The organism is Bradyrhizobium sp. 25ACV (genome assembly GCF_054863005.1).
This window is the reverse complement of sequence record NZ_JAVAYO010000006.1, coordinates 153,974-176,442: the sequence shown is the minus strand read 5'-3', so window position 1 is coordinate 176,442 and position 22,469 is coordinate 153,974. Positions and strand designations below refer to the sequence as shown.

The following is a 22,469-nucleotide window of genomic DNA, read 5'->3' as shown; positions in this document are numbered from 1 at the left end:
CAAGGCGGCACAAACCGCCCGAGGACGGCATCCGTTCACAGATCGAGCGGAATCGCAGAAAATAAAAAGCGGCTTTGTACGGTCTTCGAGTTGTCAATAGCGAACTTGTCGGCCATGTTGATGACACCTACGCGATATAAGTCGCAGCTTCGACTGGCCCTTCTGCCCAGGAAGCATCGGTCCCTAGACGACGCCCGCTAATTGCACTTTTTCCGGGCCTGTTAGTCCAACCACCCGACAACCCATGGCTACGAAGCTGTCCCGGACGAGCATGCGCTCGTTTCGAAGAAGAAGGCGTGCGCGCTTGCGAGCCTGAGCCGCACGATGAGTCAACCGGTGCCGATCGGAAGGTCTCCAGCTGACCGCTCTAGGTCATAGCGCGTTTAGTGTTTCACCCCACCAACCCTACTAGTTTGCAGCGGGTCTAACCCAAGGAGACAATCTGTGACGCTCGGCCAGCAGATCTGTGAAGACTTTAGGCGTCGCTATCTTCCGTATGAGCAGCCACGGGAACGCGTGATCATTCGTGAGGAGTGGACCTTCTGCGCCATTGATGGCGACCGCATAGTGTACGGAATTGCTCGAGGCTCAGAAGAGAGGATCGGAGCGTGAGGATCTTGGATTGCAGACCGAGCCCACCAGGCTCGGCCACACTCGCTCGTTTCGACCTTGAGCTGAACGACCACTTGCGTCTCTACAACTTGGCGCTTCGCCAACGCGGTGACGGGCGTGCGCACGTCATCGCTCCTAACGCGTTCCAGCAACGTGTCGCTGGCTTTTCTCCGTCCTTCAACAGGGCGATTGCAGATCTTGCCTTCAAGGAGCTTCAGACCAGTGACGACCACCGCAGTTGAGGCCGATAACCCATACCAAGCCGGCGATCGCGTAAAACATCAGCAGTTCGGCTTCGCGACAGTGCGCGAGGTTATTGGGGCGCGCGTTTGCGCGGACTATGATGATGGCGAACAGCACAGTCCCGTGCTGCACACTTTCCTATCGCCTGCGAATGATAATACCATTGGAGATGGTCGTCCCAAGACCACAATCCTACAGCTGAGCGGGACAGAGACCCTCCCGCAACTTGAATTTGTATATGGGAAAACCAGAGTCCGAAAATACATCTCGACTATTTATGCGCCGGGCGGTGGCGGGAAGACAGCGTTGCTAACTGCGGAAGCTCTGGACATGGTGACGGGCCGCGATTTGTTGGGTGTCGGACACAAGAAGAGAACTCGAGTTTGGTACGTCAACACTGAAGATCCACCAGAGCTTATCCAGCGTCAATTCGAAACCGCCGCAGCACTGCACCGCATCACCAATGATGACATCGGTGGTCGCTTGATGTGGTCGAGTGGACGCGAGTCCAATTTTGTGGTTGCGACCGAAGACAAAAGGACTGGATTCCGGATCAATCATCCAGTGGTAGAGGGTATCGCCCAAATCGGGGGCGAATTCAAACCCGACGCAATCATCATCGACCCCTTCGTATCCACCCACGGTGTCAGCGAGAACGACAACAATGCGATTCAGCAGGTTGCGACGCTCTGGGTGACGATCGCAGACAGGCTAAATTGCGCGATTGATCTCGCCCACCATGTCGTAAAATCCGAGGGTCCCGTCACGGCAAACTCGGGCCGTGGTGGCAGTGCCTTGAAAGACAAAGCTCGCATCGTACGAGTCATCAATCCGCTCACCGAAGATCAAGCAAAAAGGTGGAACATCCCGGAGGGGCTACGTCGGGAGTACTTCAACGCGGTCATCGACAAGGGGAATCTCTCGCGCGTCGGAACCGGGGCTTGGTATCGCATCGAGAGCGTGCCTCTGGGAAATGGCGATGGTCTGGCCAGGCCACAGGAATTCGCCCCTGCGGTCAGGCGCTGGATGGCTCCAGATGCCTCGGCCGAAGAGCGTGCGGAGATGACTCTTGCAGCAGTCGAGCAGGATCAGATTGCCGCCATTCTGATCGGCATAAGGAATCGTGACGTGAGGTACAACTACCAATCGTCAAATTGGGCCGGCAACGAGATCGCAAGCGTTCTTGGGATCGAGGTGGACGACGGCAAGAAGCTGACTTCAGAAAAGGGGCGCGTGCAGGCCATTCTCGATGCCATGATTACGGTCGGCCTGCTGATCAAAGTTTCGCGCATTGACCCAATAAAGCGGAAATCCTTCGATCACGTAGAGGTTGCATCATAGGACGTCGATCACTCGAACTGCACTTTTTGCGCAACCCTGCGCAACCTTGCGCAACCCTCCAGCTAAGTAGTTGCGCGCGCTACGTGCTCAACCTCTACCACCCCCCCCTTTAAGGGGGTGGGTGGGGAGGTACGTAGCAAAGGGGTGGTGTGGAAGAAGACAACCTGATTTTTGAAGCAGAGAGACAAATAAAATGGCCTATGCCGACCTGCACCGCACCAGCGCGGACGATGACGCTTCAACCGTCACCTATCACCTCAACCTGGGCCTGGAGCCGCCGCCAGCTCCCGCGCGAAGGGTTTCATTGGCTGACCAGTTCGGTGAGGTAGATGCTGCGCTGCGCCGACTGAAGGTGCGCCGTGAAGAGCTGAGGCAGCAGATCTTGAGTACAGGCCGCGTCGAGTTGGTGGGCCATACGTGGTCAGTTGTGTTGGAGAATCGCACCAGCAGGAGGCTCGACCAGGAACTACTCATAGAGCGTTTTGGTGCCGAGACGGTGGACGCCTGCCGTGCCGAGCGGGATGGGGTGTATCTCCGAACTGAGAGGCTTTAAGGCGTGACGGAGTAGGGGAGCATGTCGGCCCCCCTGATTTCCTTCGGCCCTGTTTTCGTAGGCAAGTATTTGATCTCTTGGGCATTTGGGCCGATTTCCAAATTAAAGCCGCGCAGATGGCCGGATCCCGCACACACCAAGTCACGAGGTTTCGTTGAGACACGCGAACGACAACATGCCAGCCGCTGACCGCGTGATGGAGATCCGCCCATCTCCGCAGGAATTGAACCGGCTGCTTCATCGCCGCTTCACGGGCATCGGGCCGGCCCATGGCTGGCAATTGGACGAAGCTGCTCGGAAAACCTTCAACGCTGATTTTTCGAAGTGGCTGGGCAGCGACGGCCGCTGGCATGCTTGCGTCGAACGATATCGCCAACAGAAGGGCAGCAGACGGCTCGTCAAGCCGAGCAAGCCGGCGCGACCGGCTCTGCTTTATCGGGGTCAAGACGTGGGCGCGACGTACCATCTTTACGCATCGACCGTCGCGGAAGGCGCGGAATTCCTCGGCGGCAAGACAACCCCCTCTGTCGGTGGACGCCAGATTAAGTTCGACGCGGCTGAAGATGCGATGATCGCATTGATCGATGCCCAGCGTGCGCCGACTGTCGCAGCGAACGACAACGAGCCCGCTGGCAGGCGCCGAAGGTCGCGGCGCAAGCGCTCGCAGAATGCTGCCCTTGTGGCCTAAGAACACATTCTAATCATAATTCGGAACGTATTTCGACGAGGGCAACGCTCTCAACGTGACGTGCAAGACTTCGGCGCGCTGGCCACTACCGGCGTCGCCATCTCTTTTCGGCGAATTGCCGCTCGTTTTCTTTGCAGGTGCGCTCGCATTTGTTGGTCCGACAACCGCTTGTTGGCGGCAAGTGTGGGCTAGCCCCCGGTGAGACTGAGCGAGTCGCTGTGGCCAAGAGCAGCCCCCTTTCTCGTCTTAGGGATCAGTACCCTCTCTCGCGAAGGCACCATTAGCTCGGGCCGGGCAGCGGCCCCAGGGGGGTGGGTCAGATCTTTCCAGCCTCGGCTTCTAGCTACCGGCGCCATACCTCAACATTCGCGGGCGCTGCCCCAGAGTTTAAAATATTTTGGAGACCTTAATGGCCTCACCGAGACCGCCAGATCACTTATCTGGGGCCGCCAAAGGCTGGTGGCGCCAAGTTCATACGGACTTCGACTTGGATGATCACCATCGCCACCTCTTGCGGCTGGCCTGCGAAAGTTTGGATCAATCTGAGCAGGCGCGGGCAGCCATTTCGGAGGATGGTGCGGTAGTTCTGGACCGCTTTGGCTGCCAGAAACCCAGCCCTTGGGTTGATATTCAGCATAAAGCGCAGAACCGATTCCGGATTCTTTGCCGTGAACTCGGCCTGGACGTGCAGCCTCCAGACGGGCCGCGCATGCCGCGTGACGCAAGCTACGGAAACCGCCGCTAATGCCGGTTCGCAAACGAGCCGGCAAGCGACGCAACACGGGCACTCTGGAAGATTGGGAATGGGCGCTCGAACTGGGATGGCCGTGCACCGGGGATTTGGACGGCATCTGCGAACTCGACGAGCATGGTTATCCTGATCGGGAGGCTGCGCGCAGCGCGTGGAAGCTCTACGGATCGCAAATCATGGCCAGGTGGCGCGCCGAGCACCCGAACGGTTCGCAGTACGTCTGCTGGGGATTCGAACAATTCGGAGATCCGGATGCCCGCGCGCCTGAGGAGAAATAAACGGCACCGCCTCAGTCAGATCACGCCACGGGCCATCGAGCTGTTCCGGCAGGGCCTCCGCGAGAGCGACCCGTACAGATTTCGTGACATCAAGATCGCATTGGCTACTGCGCTCGGGCGCAGCAAGTTCGCCGCCTGTCCACTGGGTGCGGAGCCTCGATCGCTGATCGGTGGTGACCCAGAGCCCGTTGAAGCGGTGCTGGCGCTTAGGGCGGAGCTGCTGAGAGCCGCGAACCGAATTGATAACCAAAGGGATTTTCAATGATACTCACTCTCGAAGAGGCTGGCGCGCACTACACCGTGACAGGTGGCCGAACCTTGCTACACAGTTCAGCGATGTCGTCGATTACCTCTTCAGGAAGACACGGCTTTTCCCTTCGGGGCACATGCGTGAAGCGGTCGGGGATTGTCTCGGCGCCGTATCCGGTCACGAACATAAATGGCTTATCGATACGAGCGAGCTCGTCCGCGAACGGATAGCTAGAGCGATCGCGCAAATTTACGTCGAGTACTGCGACATCGAAGCAATCGCGATCAAGAGACAGCGCTTCTGCGATTTGGGAAATTGGCCCGATCACATGAGCGCCAAGCGACCGCAGTGCAATTGCGAGGTCATCACCTACCAAATACTCATCCTCTAGGATGAGAACCCTACAGTGCATGAGGGCGTGGTGGGCCATATCGCCACCTCTCGCTACGTTCCACTACCTGAACCAAATGTCCGCTCGCCATTACGTTCCGGCATAATATTTCAACAGAAAGAATCCGACGCGTGCACGGCATTTCTGCACGCAACGCCAGCTGATGCGAGCAACTAAAGTACGGCTACCGAACTGCTGAACTTACAACCTCAAAGGAATTTTAGATGCCAATTTTTACAGCCGTGGCAGCAGCCACGTTGGCTACTGTCGGGATCACCAGCACCCTTTGCGGCGAAGCAGAGATCGTCGAAGTCGCAGAAGAGACTGAGAACGAGAGAGATGACTAATGACTGCGATCAATGCATTTGCAACTCCCGATTCGGTGCACGTTTTTAGCGACGGTGCTTGGCACGACCCAGCATCCGGAAAACTTGCCGGCATCGGCACCAAGGTTTCGGTCTTGCCTCAGTACAATGCCGCGTTTGGGGTCACGGGCCTGTCGACGGTGCCGACTCTGCTATCGGCACTGTTGATCGAAAATCAGTTTGCCGATCTTCCTTCGCTTGTCGCGGCCATGCCGGATCTGGTCAAGAAATGCATCGCACGGGGCAGGGCAGTCGGCCACAATCTGACCGGCCGGTGCGAAGTCGTGCTGGCAGGCTGGTCTGAGAATGCAGGACCGTTGATCTTCGTCACCGAATGCTATTTCGAGCACGACATCTTCAAGGGAAGGGCAGTCGAGCGATACATCCGGCCCCGCGTGGATGGCTCAAGTGAGATGCGTTTCCCTGAGGAAGGACTGAGATTGCTCGAAAAACAGTATGCAACGAAGTGTCAACAAGCCGCCGAAGGCACATTCGGCGCGGGCGCTATCGGGAGAGTTGTCGGAGGCTTCGTTCAACACACGCAGGTCGATGCGGATGGCATCCGGATTAAGCTGCTGAAGCGATGGCCGGACGAGATTAGATGACCCAACTTCACGACCTTCCGCCCGAACTCACCGAGCCGCCGCATGACGCGCGCGGCTGGCTAGCTTGGCAGCCGTCCACGGGCAAAGCCTGGCGCAAGATCGACGGCAAATGGCTGCCGATCGCCGAAGCAAATGCCATTGTTGAAGCAAGGAAGAAATCCCTTTGACCGCGCTTGCCAGCTACTCCACAGGCCTCGCCACTGTCTCGGCGGGCGGAACGACCGTCACCGGCTCCGGCACGATCTGGTCGGGAACGAACGTCAAGCCCGGCGACATTTTCCAGATCGGAAATTTTCAGTCGGTCATCTCCGACGTGACCGACACCACGCATCTTGTCATTCCGCCGTGGGGTGGCGGCAATCAGAGCGGCGTCGCCTACACGATCTGGCAGGTCTCGCCGCAGCGCTTTGCCGGGGCCGAAGCGATGGCAACTGTCAATGAACTGGTCGCGGCGTTCCGTACGTCCGGATTCTTCGTGTTCGTCGACATCGACGAGACCGATCCAGACCCCTCGCTTGGCGATGACGGGCAGTATGCATTCCAGCCGACGACCGGCAAGACGTGGGCGAAGGTCTCGGGTGTCTGGGCCTACCTCGGAATCTACAAAGGATTCAATTTCACCGGGGCCTACAATGGATCGACGACGTATTCCGTCGGCGACGTAATGACCGATGCTGGATCATCCTACGTCTGGATCAACGCCACGCCGGGCTCCGGACACGCCGCACCGAACGCGACCTATTGGCAGTTGCTTGCGAGCATCGGTGGGACAGGCCCGACCGGCGCGACTGGTGCCGGCTATGGCGGTACGTCGACAACATCGCTTGCGATCGGGACAGGCTCCAAGGTGTTCACGACTCAGGCCGGTCTCGCCTACACTAACGGCGCGCGCGTGCGAGCCAGCTCCGCGGCCAATCCGACGACCGACTGGATGGAGGGTGTTGCTACCTATAGCGGCACGACTCTCACCGTAACCGTGGACAAGACCAACGGCAGCGGTACGCATGCCGATTGGAATTTCAATGTTGGCGGCGAGCCCGGCACGACAGGTGTTGCATCCATCGATGGCGCGACCGGGGCTTTCACAACGTCGAACGGTATCGAGACGGCCGCAGGTGTCATTCGACTGACCGGTGCGCGTCGCACGTTGCCAACCCGGCAGGTTTTTACGTCTGGGTCCGGCACTTACACGACCCCAGCCAATTGCCTCTGGATTGAGGTTGAGTTGGTAGGCGGCGGTGCCGGTGGCGCCGGTGGTGGCTCTGGTTCACCAGGGGCCGGTACATCAGGAGGCAATACGACGTTTTCAACGATGACCGCTGGAGGAGGCGCTTCCGGATCGATCGCAACACCCGGCGCCGCCGGGACCGCAACGGGTGGTGATGTAAACATACCTGGTGGTAGAGGCCAGGGAGGTGGATTAGGCGAACTTGGCCATGGAGCTCAGGGCGGAAGCTCATCTCTTGGCGGGAGTGGGAGTGGGGGCATATTCGGTGCGAACTCCGCTGGATTCGCAGCCGCTGCAAATTCGGGGTCTGGCGGCGGTGGAGGGACTACGAACGCCGCATCGACAAATACGGGAGCTGGGGGAAGCTCCGGTGGCACCGTACAAAAGATCATAACGAGCCCTGCCGCGAGCTATTCATATGCAGTCGGCGCCGGAGGGTCGGGCGGAGCAGCAGGCACAAGTGGTACGGCAGGCGGAAATGGCGCCGCCGGCATCATCATCGTCACTGAGCATTATGGTTCTTAGGGCTTTAGCTAGATGCGCGGCGCGTCCGGCAACAGCCTTGCTTTTGTCGAAATTCCGGCACTAGCTTTGGTTTTTGGAAAATGGAGAATTCAAAGTGGCGATGGGTACTGTCAAGTGGTTCAACCCTACGAAGGGCTACGGGTTTATTCAGCCCGACAACGGCGGCAAGGACGTCTTCGTCCATATTTCAGCGGTTGAGAGGGCCGGTTTTACCTCTCTCGCAGAGGGCGCCAAGGTTAGCTTCGACGTCGTGAACAATCGCGGGAAAGACTCGGCGGAGAACCTGCGGATCGGTTGATCCGCCTAGGGCGCCGCTTGAGCATCAGCGGCGCCGCGCAGCGGCAAGGCGAGCTGCAAAGCAACAGGACGGCTCGCGTTAGCCTGGACGAAGGCTTCGAGCGCTGACGTCAGGTCCAACCGTTCCCGAGCAGCACGTTCTGCTAACGCATCTGCAATGTCCTCAGTGGCATCGCGGGACCAGCCCTCGATGGCGTTGAACGCGACAATTCGGACGGGATAGGCGTATTGGCCTGAGAGCAAATCGCGCAGCACCGTTTCCCGGTCGGTGTCCTGCTCGTCTGTCTCGCGCCAAGCACAGCCTGCCCGCGCGCCGAAGTCTTCCAGCACCAAATAGATGTCGCGGTCGAGGCGATCCAGCGGGATAATCGAAGGCGACTGACGCATACGCATACTCCGATACTACTGGGAGACGGCCCCGACCTGGGAGCTTAGCGGGGATATGGGCCGGGGCCGCTCCGCCAGCTCCGGGGACGAGCCGGCGCGGATTCAAGCTTCAGCCTGCCCAAGTGTTCCTCCGGAGACCGCGCCGCAGAGGTGCTTTTGCGGTCGACGTATGCGGTAGAACTCTTGAGGCGCTACCTTCCTAAGAAGGGGAGCTTATTAGCTCCCTCATATCACCGTTGATGCCCGAGTCCGATTCCTAGCACGATGGCCTTCTGACGTAGCGCGCCTTCGGTTCGCTTCGTCATCTTCGCGATTTTGATCACAGGCGTCCGCGCCTTCGAGTGTGCCTTCAATTCTTTGATGTCTTCCTTGGTCCACTCACGGCGAACAGTCTTCTTGGTCTTCTTAGCCAAAACGCGCTCCTTCAGTGGTGAGGAGCGCGGTCTAACACACCAGGCGCGATACGAAAACCCGCACGACGTTACGTAGCGCGCAATCACCAATAGGAAATCAATGGCAAACGACTTGGTAGTTCAACTCGGCGCGAAGCTGGACCAATTCCAAAGCGATCTGAATCAAGCTGGCGACATGGCGGATGCTGCGATGGACCGCATCGAGCGTTCGTTTGCTAACCTCAACCCAACGGCGGGCGGGTTCGCGACGCTTGGCGTTGCCGCTGCCGGTGTTACCGGCTTGGTTGGCGGGCTCCTTGCTGCGCTTACCAAGGTCAATAGCGAACTTGCTGACCTGCAGAAGAACGCTGAATTCACCGGTCTTACTGCAGAGCGATTCCAGCAGATCCAATTTGCTACAGGGCAGGGCGGTGTTTCTTCGCAGGAGTCTGTTACCGATCTGCGCAAGGTCGCCTCACTGCTGGCCGACGCCAAGGAAAATGAAAACTCACTGACGAAGCTGCTTGATGCTAACAACATCAAGTACAAGGACCGTAATGGGCAGATTATCAGCCTGAACCAGCTTCTGCCTATCGGCATCGATCTGATTAATAAGTTTCAGTCGATTCCAGAGAAGACCAAAGCAGCGCAGATGCTCGGTCTTTCCGAGAGTTGGGTTGAGGCAATTCGCAACGGAAGCAAGTCGTTTGAGGATATCGCGCAGGGAGCCGAAGCGGCCGGCGCCGTGATAGATGGCGCCACGGTCGCTAAGGCCGCCGCATTCGATCGTGCCTGGAAACAGTCCTCTGCTCAACTCGCTGCCCAGTTCAAGTCGACTGCCGCTGATATTGGCGGTTGGCTGGATGACCTTATTGGTAAGGCCAACGATCTCGTAAAGACAGCGGTTGCCTCGCAGAACATCACGCCTGGAAGCGGACAGGAAACCTTCAACCGATGGGCTGATGCTGCGGATATCATGCAAAAGGCCGTGCGGGGCTTGCCGCAAGATGTCGACCAGATCACCCGCGCAATCGAGCATCTGAATGCCTCAGGGAAGCCTGAGAATCTTGAGATTGTCGCCGGCCTAGAGCTTATTCGCGCCAAGGCACAGCTCGCTCGCGACATGCTGCAGGCTGCGGCTGAGCAGCAGTCCAAGGTCGAATTTCCCGGCGGAGTTCCACTGCCGGCGTCGCGGCCATCTTCCGCTAACAACGCAGATCCAAACGCCGCGAAGCTTCCGCAGCGCGGCGGCGATAGTGCCGCAAGCGCATACGATCGCGCGACAGAATCCATCATAAAGCACACGGCCAGGGCGATTGCGGACACTGTGGCCGCTGGCAAGGGCGCTGCGGCGCAAGCAGAATTACGTGCTGGCCTGGAGGTTCGGCCATGAGCGCAATAAATGGTTTCGTTCGAGGTGACGCAGCATTCCTACTGGCGGACGGCGTTTCGTACTTCGAAGGGGTTCCAGACGATGTGAACTTAAATAAGGCCCATCGTCTGTATCGGTTGAACGCTGTAGTGGCTGCGACTGGTCCGGCGCAGTTCGGCGAATGGCTATGGGGTCGTCTCGCCTACAAGTCATTTGATAATTTGATTGAAACCGCGGAATTCCAGATCAACCATCATTTCCAGCGCTACGCGCGCGAATATCGCAATGGAGACGCGGCATCTTGCGTTGTGCTGGCTGGTTGGCATGAAAAAGAAGATCGGCCAGCGATCTATTCCATTGAACTAGAGACAGCCGGCACACCAAAAGCTTTGTTGGTCAGACAGAGCGCTGAGTTTGAGGAAAAGCACGTTGCGGCGAGTTTGACGGAATTGCCGATCATTTCGATGCCGCCGCCATCGCGTGAGGAATTTCAGGCGGCGGGCTATGACTTGCTTGCCGACCTGGAGAAGGTAGATCCTGAATCTTATCTGCTGCACTGCATGGAGATTCAGCGCCGCAAACCCTTCGATGGACGCCACGTTGTCGGCGGCCATGCGGTACTTACGACCGTAGCACGCGATGGCGTCGCCCAGCGCGTGGTCCACCGCTGGGCGGAGGATCGCACAGGGAAGCCGATAAGGCCAAAGCCGATGGACTGGAAGACTTGGAGGGCGGGGCGGATGGCGGCGTGAGGGGGCCGCCTGGAGGCCCGCTCTCGCTGTTTATCGAATGTTTGCGTGGCCAGACGTTGACATAGGACGAATAGATGATATCGTTCTTGATATGTTCCGGTTGAGCTTTGACGAAAATTCCATCTTTTGGTGCACGGTGGTGCTGGGGGATGGAAGCAGATGTTACTTGAGAACCTGAAGGTAAACCGAATTTCCGCGCATGAGGTTTTTCGGAGAGGTGCGGACAAGCGGCGCGTTGATCCAATATGCGCTGACATGCTTGAGCAGCTGCCCGAGAAGGCAATCGAACAGTTCAAGCTTCGGATCACGGAAGCTCTGTCGGCTGAAGCGAAGAGCCTCCTGATGCAGATCGCCAAGTTCGAGGCCGGCAGCCACTTCCACAATGTATGTGAGCTACTCGAAGCAACCGATGAAGAGTTCCTAGAATTTTCACGACGAATTCCCAATCGGTTAGCGGATGAACAGCGTCACTCGAACATTCCGGGCGGCGTCGTATTGGTTTTTGATGGCACCGTAGGCGGCGCAGATCACAAGTTTGTCGGCGTGATAAAGGCCGAGAAGCAAACAGGGTTTCGCCGATACAAAAGCCGGGAGAAAACTCTCACTGAGTTCTTAGACGATCTCTTCCTAACAGCTGCTCAGCGTCTATATAAGGTCGCCCTCTTTGTGCGGATGGACGAAAGCCTGCCTCCGCAGGAAGGTTGGCACGCATACGTGTTCGATACGAACATTTCGCCAACACACCGAGAAACGGCGGCGCAATACTTTTATGAAGGGTTTCTCGGCTGTGAGCTTCCGCAAGACGGGGCTTATGAGACTGCTCGATTCTTCGATTTGACCCGCGATTACGTAAAGCAATCCGGCCTGCCGACAGAAAAGCGACGCGACATCGTCGACGCTCTGCACACATATGTTAAAGCCGAGAACGGGAAAACGTTTTCATCCAACGAATTTGCGGAGAAGTATCTGCCGGTGGAGCACCGAGACTCTTTCTCGAACTTCCTGTCTGCAAAGAAGTTTCCAATGCGGGCGGTTGTTAGAGATACAAGCGCCATGGGAAATCGACTGCGCCGCCGCCGCTTCCGTTTCGGATCAGACATTGAATTGTCCGTGTCTGCAGTCGCGCTGAATGACAAGACGGTCGAAATCAGAGAAGGGACAGCAAAGGAATTTGGCGGAGAGGGCTCGGATCGTTGGACGAGAATAACGATCCGACAATCTTTGACAGATGAGCGGTAATGAACCGAGAGCAAGAGTTTTTGGAAAGGTGGCGGCGTGAAAGCCCGGCCTACTCGGCCTGGGGGAAATTTGTCGTCGAAAAGCTGTCCGAAGCAATTTCGGTGTTTGCGTCGCCGGTAGGACTCGAAGTCTTCCTGAGGATCCCTGTAAAAGCGCGTCTGAAAGCGGAAGACTCGCTACTTCAAAAGGCGTTTCACCGCGGCAAAGAATATCAAAGCCCGTACGACGAGATTGAAGACAAAGTCGGCATTCGCTACGTCGTCCTGCTTGGCTCTGAAGTAAAGAAGATAGATGACGCCATTCTCAGTGTGAACGACTGGATTGCTGAGAAGGCCAGGGACTACGTTCAAGAGCAAATGCTGCGCCCGTATGAATTCGACTATCAATCGTTGCACTACATCGTTCGATCCAGAAATCTGATCAATTTCGAGTCTGTCGAAATTCCCGCCGATACGCCATGTGAAATACAGGTTAGAACCCTTCTTCAGCATGCATACAGTGAGTTAACTCACGACACGATTTACAAACCGAACGTGCAAGCCACCCCTTCATTGAAAAGGTCGGCGGCCAAAAGTATGGCACTCATTGAAGCGAGCGACGGGGGATTACTTCTCGAGGGTTCATGAGGAAATCCAAGCAGCGCTCGCGAATAGCGAGCAGATGTCGCGATATCTGGACCGTCAGTACCGTTCATGGATTGGACTGGAGGTTTCTCACGGTCCAATTCAGTCCCTTAACCGATCGAGGCACCATTCCAGCGTGGCCACGGTGATTGGGTCACCGTCTTTCCATGGCGGGCTGCTCTTCGTGTGCCGTTTGGCCATTGGTGGATATCGCAGGGTTGCTGTGGCGGATCAGCCTTTCGGCTTTACCTTCAGCCCCTGCCGCATCAGCGTTCTGATTGCTTCCGGGCGAGTGGGAGCCCTGTCCTGCCCGGCTATCCAGTCATCAACCGCAGTTAGGTCATCGGGCTGGAGGCGGACCTGAATCTGCGTGCCCTTGCCGGTTGGGGCAGGTCCTCGCTTCTTCCGTACTTTCACGGCTTGGCGCTTCATAGAATCTGTGGTACCACAGTTTCGGGGCCGGTCAAATGCACCGGACTAAACGGGGATAGGAATGACTGATCTTAATCTTAATGCTAGCGCCGGTGTCGATCCATCAACGGCTTTTTGTGCGAGGACGTATTTTCACGGGCTTCGCGAAGCCGGCGTGAGGCCGTACGCCAGTGCGCATGCCAGCAGAACGGGCCATGGGAGTTACTGCGACGATCCGGAGGCCAATGTGCGTGCCTTGCCTTGGCGTCGATGGGCATGCAAGCAAGACCCCGATCAGAAGCTGCAGGGTAATTACGTCGTCGCGCTGCTCGACAAGCACAGTCGCACGGATGATGATCTGGTGGTGATGCAGCTCGGAATTTGTGACGATGAAATCGAGCCAGAGGTTCACCGAATGCCAGTGAAGGCGGCGGCTACCGAACCGGCCTGAAAAAGCAACCCGTTTGGGATTCGGCCCGCCTCAGCGAGGGGCGGGCTTTTTCTCCATCGCGGGAAGAATTTTACGGGTTTTGCCTATGATCCGCGCCGTCTCGATGTATACTGACAGTCGGCGCGCCCAATCTGGCGGCTTGTGCGTCGGCTCCGGCCGGCGAGGTAAAGCTCGAAACCTAAGACCGGGGCGCGCTGTCACCCCGACAATCCAATCTGCAGGCCCGCAGGGGCAATGACGACGCTTGTCCGCATGGTGCAGCAGGCGAACGAGATTACTTTGGGGTGCAAATATGTCTGAAAAAACACACGCAGCGTTGAAGGCCTTCGAGGAATTCGGGCTTCAGTACAGGCTGTCGCAAACCGCTGAATATCGTAGGCGTGCGACGGAACGGCATCCCCATGATGCTGCACGCAGCGAAAGAGCGATTGAACTGCTCAATACGTTGGCGGGCCAGGAACCATCAACAAAGGCCATGATGGCGCTTAATGACGCCATCCTAACGTATGACTCGTGGTGTGAGGGGAGGGTTTTTGATTCTGACCCGCCCCCGTTTGAGACGCGAGTCAGCGCATCGCTTTCTTCGATTGGATTTAGCTGGCTGCCGAAGAACATTGACGAGGTGGTATCAGTACTCGCGACAGACGCGTCCCTATCAATGGACGGTGATATGAACGTGAAGCCTAAATCTGATCCGGCATACGATGCCCTGATGAGGCGCATCTGCGAGCGCGAAGCAGCCAAGATCGGATAGGTGGACGTTGCCGGTTCCCGCCAACGACAACATCCGGGGAAGCGCAATTCGCTTCCCCGTCGAACCGCGCCTAGTGCCTTCTCAGAAGGCCGCGCGGCGGCTGCACCTGACCGAGTCAGATTTCCGGGCTAAATTATCTGCACTTCAACGTATCGGCTTCCCGGCTGCATGCCCTGTGACAGGCCACTACGATCTACAGGCTATTGATGCTTGGCTGGATCGACGCGCCGGGCTTGGCGTGGCGGCTGGTGTGGCTGTTGATGCGCGTGACGTATTCGAGGAGCGGCTGGCGAGCCTTGGGAAACATTAAGCTCAAGCATTACGTGGTGCGCAAAGGGAAGCACGGCTACTGGCTTCCCACCGCGAAGATGCGCGCCATGGGTTTTGGAAACGTGTCCTGCGGGCACGACGGCCCAGATGCTTGGGCTATCGCGAAAGAATGGGAGGAGCGGTACCAGCGAGCTCGCAAGGGGCTGGAGAAGCCGCCAGCTCGGGTCTATCCCACGGGGAGCGTCGGAGACGGGTTTGAGCGATTCCGTCGCAGCAACGAATGGAAATCGAAACCACCGCGGACCCGTGAGGATTGGGACCGCGGCTGGAAATACATCGACCACAGTTTCGGGGACGTCGACCCCAAGACGGTCACCTTCGAACTGCTGGACCGGTGGTACGGCCGGCTCAAAGTCATGAAGGGCGATGGGGAGGCCGGACGCGCGCTGAAGATCTGGAGGGCGCTATACAACGTCCTAGCCGGCATGAAGCTCTGTCCGCCCGAGGCCGACCCGTCGCAGATCATCCGGAAGACCGGAGTGCCTGGCCGCACCGAGACTTGGAGCGAGGGCGAGGTTGTTCGCCTCGTCAAAGAAGGATGGCGCGCCGGATACCGAGGGCTGGCCTGTATCATCGCCATTGCATGGGATACTGGCTTTGCACCGGTCGATGCTCGCACTCTTACGCCCGCACAGGCGGTTACGAGCGGCACCGACATGGCGTTTACGAGCGACCGGGTCAAGACTGGCGAGCCGGCGATAGGCACGCTCACAGCCCGCTCACAGCGGCTCGTGGAGGCCTATGTCGCTGGGCTGGATTACGACCTGCACGACGACGCGCCGATCTTCCGCACCAAGGGCTTTACGCCCACGGGCAAGGGCGGCCGTCCTCGTCTGCCGGTTCCCTACACCAAGGACTCGCTTATCGATGACTTCGCGGACCTGCGCCGGGCCGTCTTCGGCAAGAGCGAGACCCGCCGCCTGATGGACATGCGCCGCACCGGTGCCGTGGAGGCGAATGCCGGAGGGGCGTCCGTTGAGACCATTTCCGCTAAGATGGCGAACAGCATCGACCAGAACCGCAAGTTGCAGAAGACCTACATGCCGGTGAATATCGCGGCTGTTCGGGCTGCGGACGAGGCGCGCAGAATAGGCCGGCGGTTGCTCGGCTCAGAACAGAACAAGCTCAGAAAGTTGAAACTCGGCGGCGGGAAAAGTTGAAACCGAGGGGATATCACCCCTGCTAAGCCATTGAAAACAATGGCGCGAGAGACGGGGCTCGAACCCGCGACCTCCGGCGTGACAGGCCGGCGCTCTAACCAACTGAGCTACTCCCGCGTGGTTCGCTCGATGCGCGCGGAACGAGGGGGAATTAAAGGCGGGGCTGAGTGAAGTCAAGGACGTTGCGCTGGCACGATGCATCTCGGCTAAGCATTGCTCTGGAAAACGAAAAAGGCCGCCCGGAGGCGGCCATCGGTCAGCCCGGAACGGGACGTTTCAGCGAATCTCGGACGTGCCCGCGCTCGTCACCACCACCGGCTTGCCGGCCTTGATGACGTGGGTGGACTGGGCGGTCTGGCTGTAATCGGCATTGGTGCGGGCTGCGATCCCGAAGGCCGCCACTGTGATGCCAGCCACCAGCGCCACCACCACGATCTTCAGGTGGGTCGCACGATCAGCAGAGTGAATTGAGTGGTTCATCTGAGCCTCCCGACGGGCTTTGCCGCCGTCTGTAGGCTCATGTCTTAAGGACCATCTGTTTCCGGATGGTTTCGCGGGTTCCGCAAAATGGTTTCATCATTACGCCCGCTTGGTTGCGCCAGGCTGGCGGCCGGAACGGCCTTCAGGCCGCCGCCCGGCCGATATCGTTCCGGATCGTGCGGGCGGCCCAGATGAACAAGAGGGCGCCGAGCGTGGTCGTGACCGCCGCCGAGAGCAGGGAATAGCGCACGGCCTCTGCGCCATAACTGCCCTTCAGCGCGTCATTGACCATGCCGACCGCGAGCGGGCCGACACCCTGGCCGAAGCAGGTGGCGGTGAGCGCAATCAGCGCGGAGGCGAGCGCGCGCATGCTGGGCTTGGCCACCGTCTGCGCGATCGCGAAGATCGGGCCGAGATGGAAGCCGACCAGGAACGAGGTCAGCGCCAGCATGGCGACCATCATCGCGAAATCCTGCGTCAGCATGCAGAGCGCGAACACCGGCCCGGCGAGGCCCGAGGTGATCGCGGGCGCCCACAGCTTCCAGCGGTCGTCGCGGCGGCTGACTTGCGCCACGACGAAGCCGCCGAGCAGGGTGCCGGCCATGCCGGCGAGGCCCTTGAAGGTGCCGGCATAGGTGCCGATCTCGGCGCTCGACAGATGATGCACGCGGGCCAGGAACGGCGGGATCCAGGCCGCGGTGGCGTAGTTCGTGTAGGTGGTGAGGCAGAAGCCGATCAGGACGATGATGAAGCTGCGCTGCGAGGCGAGAAAGCGCAGCGTCGGCCCGAGCGGCTCGGGCACGAAACTCTCCTGCATCGCGCCGCGCTTCGGCTCGGAGATCGTCAGCCACAGCACCAACGCGAGCAGGATGCCGGGCAGGCCGGCGACATAGAAGGCCATCCGCCAGCCATAGTGCTGGTTGACGTAGCCGCCGATGAAATAGCCGAGGAAGACGCCGAGATAGGTGCCGATGGCGTAGATGCCGAGCGCGCGCGGGCGCTCGTTCTTGGCGAAGAGATCGGCGACGATCGATTGCGAGGCCGGTGAGCCCGCGGACTCGCCGATGCCGACGCCGATGCGCGCCAGCGCCAGCGAGGTCACGCTGGTGGCCGCGCCGCACAGCGCGGTCATCGCGCTCCAGAACGCAAAGGCCAATGCCACGATGTTGCGGCGGTTGAGCCGGTCGGCAACGCGCGCGATGGGAATGCCGAGCAGGGAATAGAATAGCGCAAAGCCGAAGCCCGCGAGCAGGCCCATCATGGTGTCGCTGAGGGCAAACTCCTTCTTGATCGGCTCGATCAGCACGTTGAAGATCGTGCGGTCGAGGAAGTTCAGCGCGTAGATGATCGTGAGCAGCCCCAGCACGTAATAGCGCCGCGCCGGGGGCTTTGCCGCGGCAGCCGTTTGCACCGACATCTGTGACGTCACATCGACCATCGCTTCCCCCAATTTGTGTTTATTGTCGTTAATGGTCCAGCCCTGAAGTAGGGGCTGGAAGGTCAGCCTTCGCGGATGTAATTCCCCGCTTCGAATTCGACCGGCGGCGCGCTTGCATCGAACGAGACCCCAATCGGATCGCGGCCTGCGGCGAGCGCATCGAGCTGGTCGCTCAGCATGCGCCGGATCATGAGGATGCCGCGGTCGCTCTGGCCGAAATGCTCCTCGGAATGGACCGTCACCTCTCCCTGGCCGACCTGGGCCTCATAGTCGCCCGGGAATTGCTGGTGCTCTTGCTCGGTCATGTCCCACCAGAACTTGCCGTTGAACTTCGAGCGCATGCGGCTGATGTCGCCGGAGTTCTTGACTCGGCCGGCGACATAGATCCGGAACGAGCCATCGTCGATCGGAAGAACCCAGCCGATCGACTCGACGCGCGCGAACTGCGCGACGCGCGGGTTCGGCACGACGCGTAATGTCGGCAGCGCGGCCTCGCTGACGCGATAGAACACCTTGCCGTCGTCCTGCTTGCGCTCGGAGCGCACGAGGACGCCGCGCGGCGATTTCTCGAACTTCACCTCCGGGATCGAGGCCATCATGTTGGTGAACTGCGGCCCCGAGAACGAGCCGTGCAGCACCGGCACGTGATAGGGATCGACCACGTTCTCGAAATGCTGCAGCCAGTTGCAGGGGATGATGGCGGGACCGCCGCCGCCGATCGAGGAATCATCGGCTTCGACCATCTCGCCGTCGTCCATTGTTTCCAGGCACTCGTAAGCCGGAAGCACCGGGCGCTTCTCGGCCGGGCCCATATAGGCGAAGATCAGGCCGTAGCGTTCCTCGACCGGATACCAGGGCTGACGCACCTTGTCCTTGAACTGGCCGCCATCGGGCTCGCAGGGCTGCTCCAGGCAATGGCCCTCGGTGTCGAACTTCCAGCCGTGATAGCAGCAGCGGATGCCGTCCTCCTCGACCTTGCCATAGTACAGCGTCGTGCCGCGGTGGCAGCAGCGGGCGTGCAAGAGGCCGGCACGGCCATGCTTGTCGCGGAACAGCACGAGATCCTCGCCCAGCGCGCGCACCTTCTTCGGTGTGTCGGTGGCGTCACCGACGAGCCCGACCGGGTGCCAGTAGCGGCGCAGCAGCTCGCCCATCGGCGTGCCGCGCACGACCGAGGTCAGCTCGGTGCGGGTGTGCGCCGGCTTCATCGCATAGGCCGTGCCGAGGTCACGATCCCGCTGGGTGATGGTCATGCTGGTCCTCCCGCTTTGGCCGTGTTGGCCGGGCCTTTTCGGCACCTTGGATCCAGTGAAAGATAATTCGATGACAATGTCAACGATCTTCCAAAATGCCTCTTAGTCGCATTTAATGAGGCGGCCGGCCGGGCTTGGCGGGCTCGGACTTGCAGGCTCGGACTTGGCAGGCTCGGGCTTTCTTGGCAGAGGTGGATCATGAGCCAGATCGAGAGCAGGGGCGGGGCGACGTCGCCCGCAGACGAGAACGACCCGTCAGCCCCGATCACCGTGATGTTGTCGTCGCGACTGATGGTGCTTGCCAATCTGCTCAAGCGTGGCGCGATCCTGCGCTACAAGCGCCTCACCGGATTGTCCTCGGTCGAGTTCGGTCTCGTCGCCTCGCTGGGCCGCCGGCCGCCGATGAGCGTGGCGCGGCTTGCCGAAGCCGTCGGCCAGGACAAGGGACAGATCAGCCGCGCGCTGGCCAATCTGCTCTCGCGCAAGCTGATCGTGAAATCGGCTAATCCGAAAGATAGCCGCGAAGTGCTGATCTCGCTGACCCCGGCGGGTCTTGCCGCGCATGATGCGATCGTCGAAGGCGCGCAGGAGCGCAATCGGCGCCTGCTGGAACAGCTGAGCGAAGCCGAGTTCCACACGCTGCTGGGGCAGGTCGACCAGCTCACGGCGATTGCCGCCGAGATGCTCGAGAGCGAGAAGAACGCGCGCTGATCTTCCAGCAATCTCTGGACATGTTGGATCGCTTCTAAGAGCCTTTCTAAGAAGCTTTCAATTAGGGAATTCTCGCGCGCTCCCATAAGCGTCGCCTCCAAGCGCATGCCGTCCGGGGACAGGCGGCATGACGCATCGAACATGCAGCTTTGGGGTGGCGCGTTGAACAGTCTGGGAATGCTGCGGTCGGCCGTGCTGGCGACCGCGTCCGCTTGGGTCTTGATGCCGCAGGCATCGCTCGCACAATCGTCCGCGCAGGGTGGCGCAGCGAGCCTGCCGCCGGTGACCGTCACCGCGCCCGAAGTGCGCCGCCGCGCGGCCACGACCCCTCAGCGCCGTGCGCCGCGGTCGTCGGAGCAGACCGCCAACAGGAACAGGCCGCAGCTGCAGCGCAACGTCGGCTTCGTCGAGACGCCGCGCGGCCCAGTGAACGGCTACGTCGCCGGCCGCAGCTCGTCCGGCACCAAGACCAACACGCCGATCATCGAGACGCCGCAATCGGTGTCCGTCATCGGCGCCGAGCAGATCCGCGACCAGAAGATCGTCAGCAAGTTCGACGAGGTGTTGCGTTACACGCCTGGTGTGATCGCGGGCACCTATGGCGCCGATTTCCGCAACGACTGGTTCCTGATCCGCGGCTTCCCCGCGCAGAACGAGTCACTGTTCCTCGATGGCTTGCAGCTCTTCTACACCTCCTATGCGAGCTGGAAGCTGCAACCATTCAACCTTGAGCGTGTCGAGGTGCTGCGCGGGCCGTCCGGGATCCTGTACGGCGGCTCGGCGCCGGGCGGTCTCGTCAACGCGGTCAGCAAGCTGCCGCGCGCCGAGCCGGTGCGCTATCTCGAGGTCGGCGTCAACAACCACGGCAACGCCTACACGGCGTTCGACATCGGCGGCGTGGTCCCGCAGTCCGGCAATGGGCAAGTCTTGTACCGGTTTGTCGGCCAGGTGCAGGGCGGCGGAACTCAGACCGACTATACCTACGACAACAACTTCTTCTTCGCGCCGTCGGTGACCTGGCGGCCGGACGGCGACACCAAGCTCACCGTCTACGCCACGGCTGCGCACAACAACACCAGGGCGGAGAACTTCCTGCCCTATGTCGGCACCGTTACCAACGCGCCGTTCGGCCGCATTCCCACCAGCCTGTTCGCTGGCGATCCCCGCGCCGACCAGTTCCGCCGCGAGCAGGAGACGCTCGGCTACCAGTTCGAGAAGAACATCACGGACAGCCTCGACTTCCGCCAGAACGCGCGCTTCGCGCATGTCGACGTGTTCTACACCGGTCTCTACGGGCTGGGCTACGCGACGACGCCGGCGGCCGCCGACATCATGCGCGGCAATTTCTACGCCCGCGGCGTCGCCAACCAGTTGAACCTCGACAACCAGCTCGAGTACCGCTTCGCCACCGGCGCGCTGCAGCACACCACACTGTTCGGTGTCGACCTCAAGCATTACGCCCTCGACGACCGGCAGGGCTTTGGTGCGGGGACCAATCTCAACGTGCTCAATCCGGTCTACGGCGTCAACGCGCCGTTCAACGCTGCGCTGTATCAGGACGCCTATCTCACCCAGGGCATGGCCGCGGTTTATCTCCAGGATCAGGTCAAGCTCGATCGGCTAACGGTGGTGCTGTCCGGCCGTCAGGACTGGATTGACCTCGCCAACGACAACCGGATCGGCCCCGATCAAGGCCGCAAGGACAGCAAGTTCTCCGGCCGCGTCGGCGCGATCTACAATCTCGAGTTCGGCGTCGCGCCCTACGTCTCCTACATGACGGGCTACAATCCTATCATCGGGGTCAATGCGGCCGGACGGCTGCAATTGCCGGAGACCTCGGAGCAGACCGAGGTCGGCGTGAAGTACGAGCCGGTCGGGCTCAACGCCCGGTTCAGCGTCGCCTGGTTCGATCTGAAGCGCACCAATGCGCTGACCACCGATCCCAACAATCCGCTGTTCCAGACCCAGAACGGCGAGGTCACCTCGCGTGGCGTCGAGCTCGAGGCGGTGGCGAACATCACGCCGGACTTCAAGCTGGTGGCGAGCTACACCAATTACGATCTGTTCGTGAGCCGGGACCTCAATTCCGCGCTGATCGGCAAAGTCACCACCAATACGCCCCGGGAGTTCGCCTCGGTCTGGACCGACTACACATTCAGCGACGGCCCGCTGCGGGGCTTCGGGCTTGGCGGCGGCGTGCGCTATGTCGGCTCGTCCTTTGCCGACACCGCGAACACCGCGCTCGTTCCGTCCTTCGTGCTGGGCGATCTCGCCTTGCACTACGAATGGGACAAGCACTGGCGCGCGGCGCTCAACGTCGCGAATGTGACGGACAAGATCTATGTCGCGAGCTGCGCGGTCGTTACCTCATGCTACTACGGCGACCGTCGCCGCATCACCGCGAGCCTCGCCTACAAATGGTGAGGACGGGTGAGGGCGGCGACATCTGGTGCCGCCGATCCTCCAACGTGAGATAGATGAGCACCCGGGCTATGCCCCCCAGCCCGAAGCTCATCCGGGCGCGGCGCGCGCGACGGCCCTGCACGTCGCCGCCGCCGCGCTCGCGACCGGTCGGGCTGCAATATAACG

At 59.9% G+C, this 22,469-nt stretch carries 25 protein-coding genes and 1 tRNA gene; 19 read left to right on the top strand and 7 right to left on the bottom strand.

The window, feature by feature from the left end; all coding sequences use genetic code 11:
* Positions 1-834 precede the first annotated feature (834 nt).
* The 6 genes from RAD04_RS15980 (at position 835) to RAD04_RS15955 (ending at position 4,731) form a co-directional block, all read left to right on the top strand.
* Positions 835-2,196: an AAA family ATPase gene (locus RAD04_RS15980; RefSeq protein ID WP_461624526.1), complete on the top strand. Its 1,362-nt coding sequence runs from the start codon at positions 835-837 to the stop codon at positions 2,194-2,196.
* Positions 2,197-2,389: 193 nt separating this feature from the next.
* Positions 2,390-2,749 carry a hypothetical protein gene (locus RAD04_RS15975; protein WP_092257057.1) on the top strand — a complete coding sequence of 120 codons (360 nt, stop codon included), beginning with the start codon at positions 2,390-2,392 and terminating at the stop codon, positions 2,747-2,749.
* A gap of 175 nt (positions 2,750-2,924) precedes the next feature.
* Positions 2,925-3,437: a hypothetical protein gene (locus tag RAD04_RS15970; RefSeq protein ID WP_461624525.1), complete on the top strand. Its 513-nt coding sequence runs from the start codon at positions 2,925-2,927 to the stop codon at positions 3,435-3,437.
* A 487-nt stretch (positions 3,438-3,924) separates the two neighbouring features.
* Positions 3,925-4,182 carry a P27 family phage terminase small subunit gene (locus RAD04_RS15965; protein WP_461624524.1) on the top strand — a complete coding sequence of 86 codons (258 nt, stop codon included), beginning with the start codon at positions 3,925-3,927 and terminating at the stop codon, positions 4,180-4,182.
* The gene (locus tag RAD04_RS15960) at positions 4,182-4,466 is read left to right on the top strand and encodes a hypothetical protein (RefSeq protein WP_461624523.1); all 285 of its coding nucleotides are present in this window, start codon (positions 4,182-4,184) and stop codon (positions 4,464-4,466) included. Before RAD04_RS15965 ends, RAD04_RS15960 begins: the two co-directional genes overlap by 1 nt.
* The gene (locus RAD04_RS15955) at positions 4,441-4,731 is read left to right on the top strand and encodes a hypothetical protein (protein WP_461624522.1); all 291 of its coding nucleotides are present in this window, start codon (positions 4,441-4,443) and stop codon (positions 4,729-4,731) included. Before RAD04_RS15960 ends, RAD04_RS15955 begins: the two co-directional genes overlap by 26 nt.
* 28 nt (positions 4,732-4,759) lie before the next feature.
* Here the strand turns inward: RAD04_RS15955 and RAD04_RS15950 are convergent, their stop codons facing one another.
* Positions 4,760-5,146, bottom strand: a complete 387-nt coding sequence (locus RAD04_RS15950) for a response regulator (RefSeq protein WP_461624521.1) — start codon at positions 5,144-5,146, stop codon at positions 4,760-4,762.
* A 307-nt stretch (positions 5,147-5,453) separates the two neighbouring features.
* Here RAD04_RS15950 and RAD04_RS15945 point away from each other — a divergent pair, with 307 nt between their 5' ends.
* The 4 genes from RAD04_RS15945 (at position 5,454) to RAD04_RS15930 (ending at position 8,128) form a co-directional block, all read left to right on the top strand.
* On the top strand, positions 5,454-6,077 hold the full coding sequence (locus RAD04_RS15945) for a hypothetical protein (RefSeq protein WP_461624520.1): 624 nt from the start codon (positions 5,454-5,456) through the stop codon (positions 6,075-6,077).
* Positions 6,074-6,244 (top strand): hypothetical protein, encoded by a 171-nt coding sequence (locus RAD04_RS15940; protein ID WP_461624519.1) that lies wholly within the window; start codon positions 6,074-6,076, stop codon positions 6,242-6,244. Before RAD04_RS15945 ends, RAD04_RS15940 begins: the two co-directional genes overlap by 4 nt.
* Positions 6,241-7,830 carry a hypothetical protein gene (locus RAD04_RS15935; protein ID WP_461624518.1) on the top strand — a complete coding sequence of 530 codons (1,590 nt, stop codon included), beginning with the start codon at positions 6,241-6,243 and terminating at the stop codon, positions 7,828-7,830. The genes RAD04_RS15940 and RAD04_RS15935 overlap by 4 nt, the downstream gene beginning before the upstream one ends.
* 94 nt (positions 7,831-7,924) lie before the next feature.
* Positions 7,925-8,128 carry a cold-shock protein gene (locus tag RAD04_RS15930; protein WP_183247692.1) on the top strand — a complete coding sequence of 68 codons (204 nt, stop codon included), beginning with the start codon at positions 7,925-7,927 and terminating at the stop codon, positions 8,126-8,128.
* 5 nt (positions 8,129-8,133) lie between these two features.
* On the opposite strand, the gene RAD04_RS15925 is transcribed toward RAD04_RS15930, so the two are convergent.
* Together RAD04_RS15925 and RAD04_RS15920 are read right to left on the bottom strand one after the other, a co-directional pair.
* On the bottom strand, positions 8,134-8,514 hold the full coding sequence (locus tag RAD04_RS15925) for a hypothetical protein (RefSeq protein WP_461624517.1): 381 nt from the start codon (positions 8,512-8,514) through the stop codon (positions 8,134-8,136).
* Positions 8,515-8,744: 230 nt separating this feature from the next.
* A complete protein-coding gene (locus tag RAD04_RS15920; protein WP_461624516.1) occupies positions 8,745-8,927 on the bottom strand; it encodes a hypothetical protein in 183 nt (60 codons plus the stop codon).
* 100 nt (positions 8,928-9,027) lie between these two features.
* Between RAD04_RS15920 and RAD04_RS15915 the strand changes: the two genes are divergently transcribed.
* The 7 genes from RAD04_RS15915 (at position 9,028) to RAD04_RS15885 (ending at position 15,998) form a co-directional block, all read left to right on the top strand.
* A complete protein-coding gene (locus RAD04_RS15915; RefSeq protein ID WP_461624515.1) occupies positions 9,028-10,299 on the top strand; it encodes a hypothetical protein in 1,272 nt (423 codons plus the stop codon).
* The gene (locus RAD04_RS15910; RefSeq protein ID WP_461624514.1) at positions 10,296-11,030 is read left to right on the top strand and encodes a hypothetical protein; all 735 of its coding nucleotides are present in this window, start codon (positions 10,296-10,298) and stop codon (positions 11,028-11,030) included. The genes RAD04_RS15915 and RAD04_RS15910 overlap by 4 nt, the downstream gene beginning before the upstream one ends.
* A 159-nt stretch (positions 11,031-11,189) precedes the next feature.
* A complete protein-coding gene (locus tag RAD04_RS15905) occupies positions 11,190-12,269 on the top strand; it encodes a nucleoid-associated protein (protein WP_461624513.1) in 1,080 nt (359 codons plus the stop codon).
* On the top strand, positions 12,269-12,895 hold the full coding sequence (locus RAD04_RS15900) for a GTP pyrophosphokinase (RefSeq protein ID WP_461624512.1): 627 nt from the start codon (positions 12,269-12,271) through the stop codon (positions 12,893-12,895). The genes RAD04_RS15905 and RAD04_RS15900 overlap by 1 nt, the downstream gene beginning before the upstream one ends.
* 490 nt (positions 12,896-13,385) lie before the next feature.
* Positions 13,386-13,754, top strand: coding sequence for a hypothetical protein (locus RAD04_RS15895; RefSeq protein ID WP_461624511.1), 369 nt, complete (start codon positions 13,386-13,388; stop codon positions 13,752-13,754).
* 292 nt (positions 13,755-14,046) lie between these two features.
* Positions 14,047-14,508: a hypothetical protein gene (locus tag RAD04_RS15890; protein WP_461624510.1), complete on the top strand. Its 462-nt coding sequence runs from the start codon at positions 14,047-14,049 to the stop codon at positions 14,506-14,508.
* Between the two features lie 206 nt (positions 14,509-14,714).
* Positions 14,715-15,998, top strand: coding sequence for a hypothetical protein (locus RAD04_RS15885; protein ID WP_461624509.1), 1,284 nt, complete (start codon positions 14,715-14,717; stop codon positions 15,996-15,998).
* Positions 15,999-16,038: 40 nt separating this feature from the next.
* On the opposite strand, the gene RAD04_RS15880 is transcribed toward RAD04_RS15885, so the two are convergent.
* The 4 genes from RAD04_RS15880 to RAD04_RS15865 all read right to left on the bottom strand — a co-directional run bounded on the left by RAD04_RS15880 (position 16,039) and on the right by RAD04_RS15865 (position 19,169).
* A tRNA-Asp gene (locus tag RAD04_RS15880) sits at positions 16,039-16,115 on the bottom strand.
* 159 nt (positions 16,116-16,274) lie between these two features.
* On the bottom strand, positions 16,275-16,478 hold the full coding sequence (locus RAD04_RS15875) for a hypothetical protein (RefSeq protein ID WP_018320134.1): 204 nt from the start codon (positions 16,476-16,478) through the stop codon (positions 16,275-16,277).
* 142 nt (positions 16,479-16,620) lie between these two features.
* On the bottom strand, positions 16,621-17,916 hold the full coding sequence (locus RAD04_RS15870) for a spinster family MFS transporter (RefSeq protein ID WP_461624508.1): 1,296 nt from the start codon (positions 17,914-17,916) through the stop codon (positions 16,621-16,623).
* A 62-nt stretch (positions 17,917-17,978) separates the two neighbouring features.
* Positions 17,979-19,169 carry a Rieske 2Fe-2S domain-containing protein gene (locus RAD04_RS15865; RefSeq protein WP_461624507.1) on the bottom strand — a complete coding sequence of 397 codons (1,191 nt, stop codon included), beginning with the start codon at positions 19,167-19,169 and terminating at the stop codon, positions 17,979-17,981.
* Positions 19,170-19,367: 198 nt separating this feature from the next.
* On the opposite strand from RAD04_RS15865, the gene RAD04_RS15860 reads away from it, so the two are divergent.
* Entirely contained in the window at positions 19,368-19,880 is a 513-nt protein-coding gene (locus RAD04_RS15860; RefSeq protein WP_461624506.1) for a MarR family winged helix-turn-helix transcriptional regulator, read from the top strand.
* 177 nt (positions 19,881-20,057) lie between these two features.
* Positions 20,058-22,304 carry a TonB-dependent siderophore receptor gene (locus RAD04_RS15855; RefSeq protein ID WP_461624505.1) on the top strand — a complete coding sequence of 749 codons (2,247 nt, stop codon included), beginning with the start codon at positions 20,058-20,060 and terminating at the stop codon, positions 22,302-22,304.
* The last annotated feature ends 165 nt before the right edge of the window (positions 22,305-22,469 follow it).

Coding starts and splice junctions, on each gene's coding strand:
- RAD04_RS15975 (WP_092257057.1), top strand. CDS start 2,390: ATGGCCTATGCCGACCTGCACCGCACCAGCGCGGACGATGACGCTTCA.
- RAD04_RS15970 (WP_461624525.1), top strand. CDS start 2,925: ATGCCAGCCGCTGACCGCGTGATGGAGATCCGCCCATCTCCGCAGGAA.
- RAD04_RS15960 (WP_461624523.1), top strand. CDS start 4,182: ATGCCGGTTCGCAAACGAGCCGGCAAGCGACGCAACACGGGCACTCTG.
- RAD04_RS15955 (WP_461624522.1), top strand. CDS start 4,441: ATGCCCGCGCGCCTGAGGAGAAATAAACGGCACCGCCTCAGTCAGATC.
- RAD04_RS15950 (WP_461624521.1), bottom strand. CDS start 5,146: ATGGCCCACCACGCCCTCATGCACTGTAGGGTTCTCATCCTAGAGGAT.
- RAD04_RS15945 (WP_461624520.1), top strand. CDS start 5,454: ATGACTGCGATCAATGCATTTGCAACTCCCGATTCGGTGCACGTTTTT.
- RAD04_RS15940 (WP_461624519.1), top strand. CDS start 6,074: ATGACCCAACTTCACGACCTTCCGCCCGAACTCACCGAGCCGCCGCAT.
- RAD04_RS15925 (WP_461624517.1), bottom strand. CDS start 8,514: ATGCGTCAGTCGCCTTCGATTATCCCGCTGGATCGCCTCGACCGCGAC.
- RAD04_RS15915 (WP_461624515.1), top strand. CDS start 9,028: ATGGCAAACGACTTGGTAGTTCAACTCGGCGCGAAGCTGGACCAATTC.
- RAD04_RS15910 (WP_461624514.1), top strand. CDS start 10,296: ATGAGCGCAATAAATGGTTTCGTTCGAGGTGACGCAGCATTCCTACTG.
- RAD04_RS15905 (WP_461624513.1), top strand. CDS start 11,190: ATGTTACTTGAGAACCTGAAGGTAAACCGAATTTCCGCGCATGAGGTT.
- RAD04_RS15900 (WP_461624512.1), top strand. CDS start 12,269: ATGAACCGAGAGCAAGAGTTTTTGGAAAGGTGGCGGCGTGAAAGCCCG.
- RAD04_RS15895 (WP_461624511.1), top strand. CDS start 13,386: ATGACTGATCTTAATCTTAATGCTAGCGCCGGTGTCGATCCATCAACG.
- RAD04_RS15890 (WP_461624510.1), top strand. CDS start 14,047: ATGTCTGAAAAAACACACGCAGCGTTGAAGGCCTTCGAGGAATTCGGG.
- RAD04_RS15885 (WP_461624509.1), top strand. CDS start 14,715: ATGCTTGGCTGGATCGACGCGCCGGGCTTGGCGTGGCGGCTGGTGTGG.
- RAD04_RS15875 (WP_018320134.1), bottom strand. CDS start 16,478: ATGAACCACTCAATTCACTCTGCTGATCGTGCGACCCACCTGAAGATC.
- RAD04_RS15870 (WP_461624508.1), bottom strand. CDS start 17,916: ATGGTCGATGTGACGTCACAGATGTCGGTGCAAACGGCTGCCGCGGCA.
- RAD04_RS15865 (WP_461624507.1), bottom strand. CDS start 19,169: ATGACCATCACCCAGCGGGATCGTGACCTCGGCACGGCCTATGCGATG.
- RAD04_RS15860 (WP_461624506.1), top strand. CDS start 19,368: ATGAGCCAGATCGAGAGCAGGGGCGGGGCGACGTCGCCCGCAGACGAG.
- RAD04_RS15855 (WP_461624505.1), top strand. CDS start 20,058: ATGCTGCGGTCGGCCGTGCTGGCGACCGCGTCCGCTTGGGTCTTGATG.